9 protein-coding genes and 1 pseudogene are annotated in these 12,409 nt (G+C 55.9%); 6 read left to right on the top strand and 4 right to left on the bottom strand.

Translation table 11 applies throughout. The annotated features are described in order from the left end of the window. From lon to ACTG3T_RS06705, 4 genes and pseudogenes are all read left to right on the top strand, one after another. Positions 1 to 2,229 (top strand): endopeptidase La (gene lon / locus ACTG3T_RS06720; protein ID WP_439101495.1); only part of this gene is annotated, 2,229 nt, incomplete at its 5' end. 406 nt (positions 2,230 to 2,635) lie between these two features. Then, a pseudogene (locus ACTG3T_RS06715) lies at positions 2,636 to 2,920 on the top strand (HU family DNA-binding protein); the annotation flags it as partial. A 151-nt stretch (positions 2,921 to 3,071) separates the two neighbouring features. Further along, entirely contained in the window at positions 3,072 to 4,940 is a 1,869-nt protein-coding gene (locus ACTG3T_RS06710; protein ID WP_439101494.1) for a SurA N-terminal domain-containing protein, read from the top strand. Between the two features lie 10 nt (positions 4,941 to 4,950). After that, a complete protein-coding gene (locus ACTG3T_RS06705) occupies positions 4,951 to 5,505 on the top strand; it encodes a DUF1285 domain-containing protein (protein ID WP_439101493.1) in 555 nt (184 codons plus the stop codon). A 35-nt stretch (positions 5,506 to 5,540) separates the two neighbouring features. Here ACTG3T_RS06705 and ACTG3T_RS06700 read toward each other — a convergent pair whose 3' ends face one another. The 4 genes from ACTG3T_RS06700 to ACTG3T_RS06685 form a co-directional block, all read right to left on the bottom strand. After that, the gene (locus tag ACTG3T_RS06700; protein WP_439101492.1) at positions 5,541 to 7,190 is read right to left on the bottom strand and encodes an electron transfer flavoprotein-ubiquinone oxidoreductase; all 1,650 of its coding nucleotides are present in this window, start codon (positions 7,188 to 7,190) and stop codon (positions 5,541 to 5,543) included. A 140-nt stretch (positions 7,191 to 7,330) separates the two neighbouring features. Continuing rightward, positions 7,331 to 8,041 (bottom strand): DUF2334 domain-containing protein, encoded by a 711-nt coding sequence (locus tag ACTG3T_RS06695; RefSeq protein WP_439101491.1) that lies wholly within the window; start codon positions 8,039 to 8,041, stop codon positions 7,331 to 7,333. A 3-nt stretch (positions 8,042 to 8,044) separates the two neighbouring features. Then, positions 8,045 to 9,199, bottom strand: coding sequence for a glycosyltransferase (locus ACTG3T_RS06690; RefSeq protein WP_439101490.1), 1,155 nt, complete (start codon positions 9,197 to 9,199; stop codon positions 8,045 to 8,047). Further along, on the bottom strand, positions 9,183 to 10,247 hold the full coding sequence (locus tag ACTG3T_RS06685; RefSeq protein WP_439101489.1) for a sulfotransferase: 1,065 nt from the start codon (positions 10,245 to 10,247) through the stop codon (positions 9,183 to 9,185). The genes ACTG3T_RS06690 and ACTG3T_RS06685 overlap by 17 nt, the downstream gene beginning before the upstream one ends. Before the next feature lie 366 nt (positions 10,248 to 10,613). Here ACTG3T_RS06685 and ACTG3T_RS06680 point away from each other — a divergent pair, with 366 nt between their 5' ends. Next, positions 10,614 to 11,366, top strand: coding sequence for an electron transfer flavoprotein subunit beta/FixA family protein (locus ACTG3T_RS06680; protein WP_439101488.1), 753 nt, complete (start codon positions 10,614 to 10,616; stop codon positions 11,364 to 11,366). Continuing rightward, on the top strand, positions 11,363 to 12,292 hold the full coding sequence (locus ACTG3T_RS06675; protein ID WP_439101487.1) for an electron transfer flavoprotein subunit alpha/FixB family protein: 930 nt from the start codon (positions 11,363 to 11,365) through the stop codon (positions 12,290 to 12,292). The genes ACTG3T_RS06680 and ACTG3T_RS06675 overlap by 4 nt, the downstream gene beginning before the upstream one ends. The last annotated feature ends 117 nt before the right edge of the window (positions 12,293 to 12,409 follow it).

The following is a 12,409-nucleotide window of genomic DNA, read 5'->3' as shown; positions in this document are numbered from 1 at the left end:
GCCGATGACATCTATCAGGTAGGAACGGTTTCCAACATCCTCCAATTGCTGAAACTACCCGACGGCACCATCAAGGTCCTCGTTGAAGGCGGCTACCGCGCCGCTGTTGATTTCGTAAACGACGATGGCGAGTTTACGGTTGCCGGTGTTCGGGAGATTGAAGCGGATGAGCCTGATGAGGACGAGGCGGAAGGCCTCCTGCGCACCACCTCGGCGAATTTCGAAAAGTACGTCACCCTCAGCAAAAAAGTTCCTGCCGAGGTTCTTACATCGCTGACGGGAATTGATGAGCCAGGCCGCCTGGCAGACACCATCGCGGCGCACATGGGTGTGGAGCTTGACCAGAAGCAGAAGATACTCGAGATCTCTTCCGTAAAAGGTCGTCTTGAGTACCTTATGGGCCTTATGGAAGCAGAGATTGACGTTTTTCAGGTCGAAAAGCGCATCCGCGGCCGCGTCAAAAAGCAGATGGAGAAAAGCCAGCGCGAGTATTACCTGAATGAGCAGATGAAGGCCATTCAGAAAGAGCTTGGCGAGATGGATGAGGCACCCAATGAGGCCGATGAGCTGGAGCAGCGCATTGCCGAGGCCAAGATGCCCGAGGAGGCCAAAGAGAAGACGCTGACGGAGCTGGGCAAGCTCAAGATGATGTCTCCCATGTCTGCCGAAGCGTCGGTACTGCGCAGCTACATTGACTGGATGGTCAGTGTGCCCTGGACGAAGCGCAGCAAGGTGAAACATGACCTGAAGCGCGCCACAGACATTCTCGATGCGGATCATTACGGGCTTGAGGAGGTGAAAGAACGCATCCTCGAGTATCTCGCGGTGCAAAAACGCGTGCGTAAGGTCAAAGGGCCGGTGCTATGCCTTGTGGGTCCTCCCGGTGTTGGTAAAACCTCCCTGGGTGAATCTATCGCTCGAGCCACCAACCGTAAGTTTGTCCGCATGGCCCTGGGCGGCGTGCGGGACGAGGCGGAGATTCGCGGCCACCGCAGAACCTATATCGGTTCCATGCCCGGCAAATTACTGCAGAAAATGGCCAAGGCGGGCGTGCGTAACCCGCTGTTTCTTCTGGATGAGATCGACAAGATGGGCATGGATCACCGGGGCGACCCGGCCTCAGCGCTTCTAGAGGTACTGGATCCTGAGCAGAACCACCAGTTCAATGACCACTATCTTGAAGTGGACTATGACCTGTCGGATGTGATGTTCGTGTGTACTTCAAATACCATGAATATACCGGGGCCACTTCTGGACCGCATGGAAGTGATTCGTCTGCCTGGTTATACGGAAGACGAAAAACTCAATATCGCGCAGCGTTATCTTATTCCCAAGCAGGTCAAACGTAACGGCTTGAAGGCGGATGAGCTGACCATCAACGAAGATGCTCTCATCGATGTGATCCGGTATTACTCTCGTGAAGCGGGCGTGCGAGCCCTGGAACGGGAAATAGCCAAGATCTGCCGCAAAATGGTCAAGGCCATTACCCTGAAAGAGAGTGAGTACGGTGCTAACGTCACGCCCGAAATGCTCTCAACCTTGCTGGGTGTGAGGAAGTTCAATTACGGCGTTGCGGAGGAAGAAAACAAGATAGGACAGGTTACGGGTCTGGCATGGACCTCCGTGGGCGGTGAGCTGCTGACCATTGAGACAGCGGCAGTCGCGGGTAAGGGACGCTACGTGAAAACGGGCTCCCTGGGCGACGTCATGCAGGAATCGATTCAGGCGGCGAGCACCGTCGTGCGCAGTCGTTCCCAAGTGTTGGGTATTCCCGCGAGCTACCACGACAGTCACGACATGCACATTCATGTTCCCGAGGGCGCCACTCCCAAGGACGGTCCCAGTGCTGGCGTCGCCATGTGTACGGCACTGGTGTCCGTGTCCACGGGAATTCCTGTGCGCGCCGACGTGGCGATGACCGGAGAAATCACCCTTCGTGGCGAGGTCCTTCCTATCGGCGGGCTCAAAGAGAAGCTGTTGGCAGCGCGACGCGGCGGCATAAAAACAGTCATCATTCCCAAGGAAAACGAGCGTGACCTGCAGGAAGTTCCGGATAACATCAAGGAAGATCTGGAGATCACCGCTGTGAAGTGGATTGACGAGGTGCTCACGGTCGCCCTGGAGAGCCCACCGGTTCCCCTGAGTGATGAGGACTATCTCGCAGGGACTGAGCGATCTCAGGCGGAGCAGGGGCGTGACGGGGACGAAAGTCGTATAAATACCCATTAAAACGTTGAATTCCAGCGGCGATAGTTGACCCGTCTCTGGAGGCTGGTATACAGTCTCGCAGCTGTTAGGCGTTCCGTTTAAACCATCGAGAACAGGCACTAGCGGGTCAGGTAGATCATGCAGTTCATACACAGTTCATACACAGTTCATGGTGATCATCCTGTTGCCCAGCCTTTCATCGGACTCATGCGAGGGATGCTTGCAACCTCTCCCATGTTAGAGGGCTTTTGAAAAGCAGCTGTCCCGTGCCACCTGTGAATTGGGTACACGGTAGAACACCAATAGGCAAAAAGGTAAGCAGAGAATCAGGGTGGGAACGGCAGCATCCTAAAATTGCCTCCGACCCGGCACCAACGTTTTTACAACTACATGTCGTCGTAATTTTTACGATCCAAAATTAAAAAAGGGGACCTTAGTGAACAAATCAGACCTTATCGACGCTATCGCGTCAGCAGCTGACATCAATAAATCGGACGCCGGGCGTGCTCTGGATGCGGTCGTCGACAGCATCACCGATACTTTGAAGAAAGGCGACCAGGTGTCGCTTGTGGGTTTTGGAACTTTTTCCGTAAAGCATCGCGCTGCCCGCGACGGTCGCAATCCTCAAACCGGTGAGACCATAAAAATCAAAGCCTCAAACGTACCCGGGTTCAAAGCAGGAAAAGCGTTGAAGGACGCGGTTAATTCCTGAGGCTCTTCCGGGGTTGGGTGGAAGTCGGCAATCTAATCGCTTCCACACAGTTCCCTGGCAGGATATTCATGCAAGGCGCACTTCTGGTGCGCCTTGTGCGTAAAGGCAGTCAAAGAAGTTATTTTATCTATCATCGCAGGGTACTCATTCAATGCTGCAGGACATCCGGGCCAATGCCCAGGGAACGGTCGCCAAGGTCATTATCGGCCTTATCGTTATCTCCTTTTCTATCTTTGGTATCGAGTCGCTCCTGTTCAGCGGGGGCTCGGACGGCGTTGCGGAAGTAAACGGTGAAGAAATCACGCCTTTTGCCTTGCAGCAGGAGCTATCTGTACAGCAAAGACGGCTTCTGTCGATCCTTGGAGAAAATGCCGACCCGATGCTTCTTGACCAGGGGCAGCTAAGCCAGCAGGCGCTGGAGACCCTAATCCAGAGGGAAATCATCAAGCAGGCGGCCCGGGACCTTGGACTCAATAGCTCTGATGAGGCACTGGCTGACATCATCGGCTCCATGGAGCAGTTTCAGATTGATGGCCAGTTTTCCCCCGACATGTTCCAGGGTGCTTTGGCAAGTGCCGGCTTCACCCCTGCGCTGTTTCGTGAGCGGCTGTCGGAAGATGTCGAGATCGGACAACTTCGCGCCGGTATTGCAGGTAGCGATTTCGCCACGGCCGCGGAGCTTGAACTCGCGTCCTCCATTGCACTGGAAGGGCGTGATGTGCGCTACATCAGCCTGCCCCTTATGGAGTTTATGACCGAGATCGAGGTGAGCGAAGAAGCCATCGAAACTTTCTATAACGACAATCCAGAACGTTTCGAGAGTGAGGAACAACTGGTTCTCGAGTACATTGAAATCACACTGGATCGCTACATCAACGAGATTGACGAAGAGCGCGTCCGGGAAGAGTTCGAACTGGTGCGGGACGAGTTTGAACTCGCCACCGAAGCCCGTGTATCCCATATCCTTGTGGAAGGTGATGACGACGAGCGTGCGGCACGCATTGCCGATGCTCAGGCGGCGCTGAGCGCCGGGATGAGTTTTGCCGACGCTGCTGCTGAATTTTCTGATGATATCGGGTCGTCTCAGTTCGAAGGGGATCTTGGCTACACTGCCGGCGATACATTCCCGGAGCCCATGGAAGAGGCCATCGCCATGCTCGATGTCGGTGAGCGATCGAACCCGGTTCAAACGGAGGCGGGAACCCACCTGTTGCTGGTAACCGACCGGCGTGAGGGCAGCAGTGTCAGCTTTGAAGAGGTCGCTGCCGAACTGGAGGACCGCATTGCCCGTCGTGATGCGGCTGCAGAGCTTCTTTCAGACGTCGAACGGCTCCGCGACATTGCGTTTAATGCTGCTGATCTGGATGCACCTGCCGAGGCTTTGGAGCTTACGGTGCAAACGTCGGAGCCTGTGAGTCGCAACCAGGGAGAGGGCTTGTTTAGTCGCCCCGCGCTCCTTCAGGCGGCCTTCTCTGAGGATGTGCTGGAGGCTGGCCACAACAGTGAGGTCCTTGAGCTGAGCCCGGAGCAGTTTGTTCTCCTTCGTGTTGCCGAGCGACGCCCGCCGGCTCAAATGCCTTTGGAGAATGTTGCTGGCGAGATAGAAGGCCTTTTAAGGGAGCGCCTGGCGAGAGAAGCGGCCGCGGAGCAGGCACGCGAACTGCTGGCGGCACTGCGTGAGGGAAGCACCGTCGAGGAGGCTGCAAACGCCGCCGGATTGCAATGGCAGGTGGAGCTGGGTGCTCGTAGAGACAGTGCTACGCTGCCCCCGGTAGTGCGCGAGCGTTTGTTTTCCATGGCGACGCCCTCAGAGGGTGACGCTGTTCGCGAGATCGTCAGTGAGGACTCGGACGCGACTTATGTAGTCGAGTTGGCCCGGGTAAGCCCGGGTAATCCGGACAGCCTTCCGACAGAAGAGCGAAGTGCTCTCCGACTGCGTATCGCCGGTGAAACTGGAGGCACCTTGCAACAGCAGTATGAGCGCAGTCTGCGGGAGCGGGCCGAGGTCGTCGTCTACTAGGTACTGCCGGGTGGATAACTCGCTGCAAAACGTCGTCGATACCATCGTTGCCGCGACGCCCGGACTTCCCGATCCCCACGCGCTGGCCCGTTGGTCCCCGGCTTTAAGCGGTGACATCGACATACGTATTCTCGCCGATGGCTCCTGGACGCACGATGGCGACCTTATTCACCGCGAGGGGCTGGTACGGGTTTTTGCCTCGCTGCTACGGCGTGAGAATGACGGGCACTACTATCTGGTCACGCCTGCGGAAAAATGGCGTATTCAGGTGGAGCGCCACGCATTGGTGGGTGTTGATTGTGAATTCGTCGATGACGTCCTGTGGGTGTTACTTAACACCGGAGGGCGCTGCCAACTAGGGGGCCCCAATCGTCTCCATGTGCCGGGCGAAGAAGATCAAGAGTGCGCAAAAAGCGGGGAACCCTTTATCGAAGTCCCGAATGGGCTGACTGCACAAATAACCCGGGCAGCGTGGTATCGCCTCATAGATGCAGCTCAGGTGGAAGGTGATACTGCTTACGTGATTAGCGCCGGGGAAAAAATCAGCCTCGGGGCGATCGGCTAGCGCTTCCGCTGCGAAGCGCGAACCTCGAGCCCGAACTACATGTTCGGGTAGTTAGGGCCACCAAAGCCTTCAGGGGTAACCCAGGTAATATTCTGCGCCGGATCCTTGATGTCGCAGGTTTTACAATGCACACAGTTTTGTGCATTGATCTGAAACCGTTTTCCCTGCTCATCTTCTACCACTTCATAGACACCCGCTGGGCAGTAGCGCTGCGCGGGTTCATCGAAGAGTGGCAGGTTAGACTGAATGGGAACGCTGCTGTCCGCCAGTGTCAGATGACAGGGCTGGTCCTCTTCATGATTGGTGTTCGATAGAAACACCGACGACAATTTGTCAAAGCTGATGACATTGTCAGGTTTGGGATATTCGATCTTGGGACAATCCGCCGCGGGCTTGAGTACCGCGTAATCCGGCTTGCTGTCGTGGAGGGTGAAGGGCACCTTGCCACCAAAAATATTCTGGTCAATCCACACCATAGCGGCGCCGAGCATAAAGCCAAACTTGTGCATGTAGCCGGAAAAATTGCGTGTGCTGTAAAGCTCATCATAAAGCCAGGAGTCCCGGATTTTGGCGTCGAAGCTGTCCAGTTGAGCCGGTGGCGCGTCAGACAGCAATGCCTCCACAACAGCTTCTGCCGCAAGGAGGCCGCTCTTCATGGCGGTGTGATTGCCTTTAATCTTCACCGAGTTCAGGGTCCCCGCGTCACAACCTATGAGAAGGCCGCCGGGGAACTGCATCCGGGGCAGGGAATTTAATCCGCCTTTGGCAATCGCCCTGGCGCCATAGCTCAGACGTGATCCACCCTCCAGGTACTTGAGCGTCTCGGGGTGATGTTTCCAGCGCTGGAATTCCTCGTAGGGAGAGACGTGAGGATTGCTGTAGTTCAGGTCCGTGATAAAGCCGATGTAAACCTGGTTGTCTTCAGCATGGTAAAGAAACGCTCCACCGCTGGATCCGCTTTCTTTTAAAGGCCAGCCCAGGCCGTGAACCACGAGCCCCGGCTGATGTTTCTCCGGAGGAATTTCCCAGATTTCTTTGATACCGATGCCGTAGTGCTGGGGATCTTTGCCCTCATCGAGCCCGAATTTGCTGATGAGCTGTTTGCCCAGGTGCCCGCGGCAGCCTTCGGCAAACAAGGTGTACTTCGCGTGTAGCTCCATACCGCGCATGTAGCTGTCTTTTTGTTCTCCCTCCGCGCTGATGCCCATATCTCCGGTAGCGATGCCTTTGACGCTGCCGTCATCGCCATAGAGCACTTCTGACGCTGCAAACCCGGGATAAACCTCTACACCGAGATTCTCCGCCTGCTCTGCAAGCCAGCGGCAGACGTTGCCCATGGACACAATGTAGTTGCCCTCGTTATGCGTGGGCTTGGGAATAGCGAAGTTGGGTAACTTGGTAGCTGACTTTTCCCCGGTATAAAAGTAAAAATGGTCTTCGGTCACCTTGGTTTTCAAGGGCGCACCCATTTCTTCCCAGGTGGGGAACAACTCGTTGAGGGCGTGAGGTTCAAGCACCGCACCGGAGAGAATATGCGCACCCACCTCCGAGCCTTTCTCCACCACGCAGACCGTCAGTTCGCGATCTTTTTCCTGAGCCAACTGCATAATCCGGCAAGCCGCCGACAGTCCGGAAGGACCGGCACCGACAATAACAACATCGAACTCCATGGCTTCGCGTTCCACTGGGTAACCTCTCTCGCTGTGGTTTAGGCGCCCGGGACCGGACGTCGTAATATCAAGACGGTAATTATAAAGTTTTGGGCACCCTCAAGGCCACAGAGTTTTGCCGGACAATTATTGCCGTTGTTTTTAGTTGATCGTTGTTAACTCGCTATCTGATCATAGTGAAGGCAGGTCCAGCGCGACGCGAGGATGGTTTCAAGGTCTTTCCTGAGCCTCAGTTCGCCATCATGAGGATGAATGGATATGCGAAGAGGCCTGCCTCTTCGTTGCGCCTGACGACGCTGTAGTCCGTTCCAGAGACGCAGAAACAGCGCGCGAAAACCGTTGTCGGCCTCGAAACCGAGCAGCGGTAGCGCCTTGAATCTCACCGTGCCAGAGCCTTTTGAGTACAGCCCCGAGAGCGTTTCCACATGATCGAAAGGCTGCAGAGTCAGCTCCCGTGGTGACAGACCAAGGGCCCAGGCGGGAGGGATGTACGTCGTAGGCCGGGGTAGTCCCTGTCGGGAAAACCAATCCTGGGAGCGTTGCATAAGCGCCACAATCTCATCTCGATCAAACGCAAGGTGCTCCGCGACGTTTCGTGATAGCAGCAGCGCATGGAGTCGGTGTCGCAGTCGGGTGGGCTTGGTGTGATGATGCCAACCATGGGCGATCAACTCACAGCCACCAGAAACCCAGGCTCTAAGCTGTGTGATCTCATCGTGTTGCCAGTTACGGCCGGGAACCACAAGCAGAGCTGGAGGCGCCAGGCCGCTTCCGGCAATCAGTTCCAGAAGCTTTTGCACGTCATCCAGTGTTTCAGGCATCACATCATGAATCGAAAGCAAGATCTCCGGTGGCGATTGATCCATTGCTCAACGCTCCCGATTCAAGAGCGACTGGGGATGCTCACCCAGAAGCTCAAGCCAGTGCCCCACGGTTTCTTGATTAAGTGTCTTTGCGGCTTCCAGGGCCGTTGCGGATTTCTGCTGCCACTCTTGGGGCGACAAGGCTTTTAGCCCCGTTAAAACATCACTCAGGTTTTCCGGCCGATTCAGTTTGAAAAGCCCTGGTTGCAACGACGGCCAGGCCTGAATACCCGCATTAGCGGAAACCAGTGCCGGTCTCCCTCGCGCCATGGCTTCCAGTGCAATGGACCCAAAAGTTTCAAAGGCCGAGGGAAGTAAAAGTAGACTCGAGTCATCGATAAGAGCGACAAGTTCCTCGCGATTGAGCCAACCTAGAAAACGGACATTTTTATAAGCGTTTGCCTGTTCTTCCAGGCGCTCGCGCAGGGGACCATTTCCCCCGATTAGGAACTCGATGTCCGGGTGGTCTCTGGCGGCATCTAGGATGTGATGAACATTTTTCTCAGGTGCCAATCGACCGGCAAAGCAAACCCGCTGCAAGGTGTTCGGTATATCTGTAATGTCGCGCGACAAAAAAGGGCGCGGCAATGGTGTGCCGATCACATCTACCCGTTTTGCCCCCAGCTTGAGCACATCACCCCGCAGGGCTTCGTTATTGATAAAGACGCTGCGACTGGAGCGGCAAATGACGCTATTGGCTGTGCGTACAATGAGCCTGGCAAAGAAACCCGTGAACCGACTCCAGTACATCTTCACCAGTTGCTCAAAGTCCGTATGGAACGCGGATAGCAACACCGCATTACTCCGTCTGGCTTCATAAACGCCTAGCAGCCCGTAAAGACCGGGAGTAACCACTACCACGACGTTGGGAGATAGCTCGTCGCAGGCTCTGCGAATTCGACGGAGCGGGGGTGTTTCCAGCCGCTGACCGGCATCACCGGGCATAGCGATGGATAACAGCGGCCGGTGCTCCGAACAAAACTTGGGCTGGAAAATTGCTACCGCGCCCACTTTCCCCTCCAGTTGGGCGATGAGGTCATGGTAGTAGGCACCGGTTCCGTTACGCTCGGGAAAGGCATCGGAGAAAAACGCAACTCTGATCGCGCTTTCATTGCCTTCTGGGGCATCGGTTGATCTATCGGATTCAAAAACCGTCGACATCTGTCTTTTCCGTAGGAGAGGGCTCATCCGATAGGCCGCTGCGCTGCTGCACAGCGCAAGCGACAAGCTTGGCATAGCTCGCCGCTGATGCCTTTTCAAATGCGACAAGGTCGCATTGCAGCTCATGCATTTCATGGCGGTGCGCCGAAGCCGAGGATTGGGCTGTTGGATGGGATATCAAAGCTTCGCGCTTCCGTCCCAGTCGGTTATAGATAAGATCCAGTGCATCATTGGAGTGGTGCCGAAGCCATTCCTGCTCGATGACCAGCGGTTTGGCTCCCTCGCCTCGAAGGCATCCGGACAATGAAGAAATCCAGGAAACATAAAAATCACTGAAAGCTCGGTCTCCTGCGGCCCGAGACGCACCTGCGGGGTAGCTCCCAAAAACTGAGAGAGCGGACTCGATACTGGACATTTGGGAGCTCAGCGCTTCCTGTGGCTGTCGTATGCAGAACACGAACAGGGCGTCAGGATAACGCTCCATAAGATACGGTGCCCAACTCGCGTAAGCCGCATTTTTTGACAACAGCTGAGACCCTCGATGCACATAAAGATGTCGCTGTAGCAATGCATGGTAATGATCCAGAAGCCGCTCGCGTTGTTTTGCCGGCATGGATGACAGTTTGCCGAGGGCCGCAAAGCGGGGGGAGGCGGGAAAGGCGAGGGACGCAAAGAAGCAACCTGCCGCTGGAAGCAGGGCCAGATAGTCCTCTTCAGCAGCATCCGCCGCAACTGGATGGATACTCTCCAGGCTGCCGCCCAGCGCGCCCGTGACGTGCGTTATGGCCTTTTTCAGAGGGCTACCCAGCCGCAAGTCAATGGCCGCCAGCCGGCGGATTATCGTGCGCTGACATACAGCCGGGGCAAACAAAAGTTCCCAGCTGGCAGTGGTGGTGAAGGTTTTGTCGACCGCGAGTTCGCGGTGAAGGTAGGTGGTGCCACTTCTCGGCACACCCAGAATGAATACGGGTTTACACACAGTGGTGCGCCGAAAGCCGGGGAATAGCAGGTAATCCAGTGCAAGACAGAGCCCATGAAATGCAAGCATTACGAATCCCAGGGGTGCCAGCAATAAGAAAAGAACCCGCCGCGCGCCAAGCGGTGCCAGCGTCCGGGAGGAGCCGGCAAACGCTTGCGCCCAAGCGATGGCATAACTTATTGCGCTGTCAAGGAGAACCATATTGAGGCGCGCGGCCTTGCTTATTCTCGGGAGGCCCTAGTCTAACCTGAAGCACGGTCGGCAGGGAGGTTGGCTCGAATTCCGCTATCATTGACGAAGGAAATGGCGCAAACGGCGCGCTATTGACCTGGGTCGGCAATATCGGCACCATTTGCCCCCGATTTTTCTAGGGAGCAGCGGTTCCTCGGCTCCTGCAGTTCGTCTAACCCCGATTAACCCATCATGGGAGAAAGTATGAAGGTTCTCGTCGCAGTCAAGCGTGTCGTCGACTATAACGTCAAGGTGCGCGCCAAGGCCGACGGTTCAGACGTCGATCTGAACAACGTCAAGATGTCCATCAATCCGTTCTGCGAGATTGCGGTGGAGGAAGCGGTGCGGCTAAAGGAAGCTGGCACTGCGACCGAAATTGTCGCCGTTTCCATCGGAGAAAAGAGCTGTCAGGAGCAGATCCGCACCGCCCTTGCGTTGGGAGCCGACCGCGGTATTCAGGTGGAAGTCGACGGCAAACCCGAGCCTCTGGTGATCGCCAAGCTGCTCAAAGGCGTTGTCGAGAAGGAGGCACCCGATCTCATCATTATGGGCAAGCAGTCCATTGATGGCGATAACAACCAGACAGGCCAGATGCTGGGCGCTCTGGCGGGAATGCCCCAGGGAACCTTTGCATCGGAAATAAAGGTCGATGGTGACAAGCTCGCCGTGACCCGGGAAATTGATGGCGGCATGCAGACCATCAGCCTGAATCTGCCCGCTATCGTCACCACCGATTTGCGTTTGAACGAGCCTCGCTACGCCTCGCTGCCCAATATTATGAAGGCCAAGAAAAAGCCACTGGACGTGCTGACTCCTGAGGAACTGGGTGTGCAAATCACTTCGCACCTCAGTCTTGTGAAGGTAGAGCCGCCACCGGAGCGCTCCGCAGGCATCAAGGTGGAGTCCGTGGACCAGCTGGTCGACAAACTGAAAAATGAAGCGAAGGTGATTTCATGAGTACTCTCGTTGTAGCAGAACACGACAACAGCAGCCTTAATGTTGCCACATTGAATACCGTTGCCGCTGCCCAGGCTTTGGGTGGTGACATTGATATTCTGGTGGTTGGGGCTGATTGCAGCGGCGCTGCGGCGGCGGCGCAGGCTGTGCCAGGCATTCGTAAGGTACTCAGCGCAGACAATGCAGCCTATGCCACGCAGCTGGCAGAAAACGTGAGTTTGCTGGTTGCCGAAGTTGGCGCTGATTACGACAACGTCCTTGCGGCTTCCACCAGCAACGGCAAGAACATTATGCCTCGCGTTGCCGCTTTGCTCGATGTGGCGCAGATCAGTGATATTATCAGCGTTGAGTCAACCGATACGTTCAAACGTCCTATTTACGCCGGCAACGTTATTGCGACCGTGCAAAGTAGCGACGCCAAAAAAGTGATCACCGTGCGAACCACCGCCTTCGATGCGGTTGCAGCTGAGGGTGGTAGCGCTGAGCTCGTCGCAGTCGATGCGGCCCACGACGCGGGCATCTCGAGCTTTGTGAGTCAGGAAATTGCTGAGTCTGATCGCCCTGAACTTACCGCTGCGTCGGTGGTGATTTCCGGTGGGCGCGGCATGCAGAATGGCGACAACTTCAAGCTCCTGGACGGTATTGCAGACAAGCTGGGTGCTGCTATCGGTGCGTCCCGTGCAGCGGTGGATGCCGGGTTTGTTCCCAACGATATGCAGGTGGGTCAAACCGGTAAAATCGTCGCACCGGATCTGTACATTGCCGTCGGCATCTCCGGTGCCATCCAGCATCTTGCGGGTATGAAGGACTCCAAAGTCATCGTAGCCATCAATAAGGATGAGGACGCGCCGATCTTCCAGGTAGCGGACTACGGACTGGTAGCGGATCTTTTTGAAGCGCTGCCGGAGCTCGAAGCGCAAATTTAGTACCTACACAAAAATGTGAATCAAGAGCCGGCGTAAGCCGGCTTTTTTTGTCCTGGCTAATGGCAGTTTTGTGGGCGGATCCTAGTCCCGGCGCAGACGATCGCTGATAGCAATGGG

It is taken from the genome of Congregibacter sp. (assembly GCF_965660375.1).
GTDB lineage: Bacteria > Pseudomonadota > Gammaproteobacteria > Pseudomonadales > Halieaceae > Congregibacter.
The sequence above is the reverse complement of the archived record's forward strand: the minus strand, read 5'-3'. Positions and strand labels throughout refer to the sequence as shown.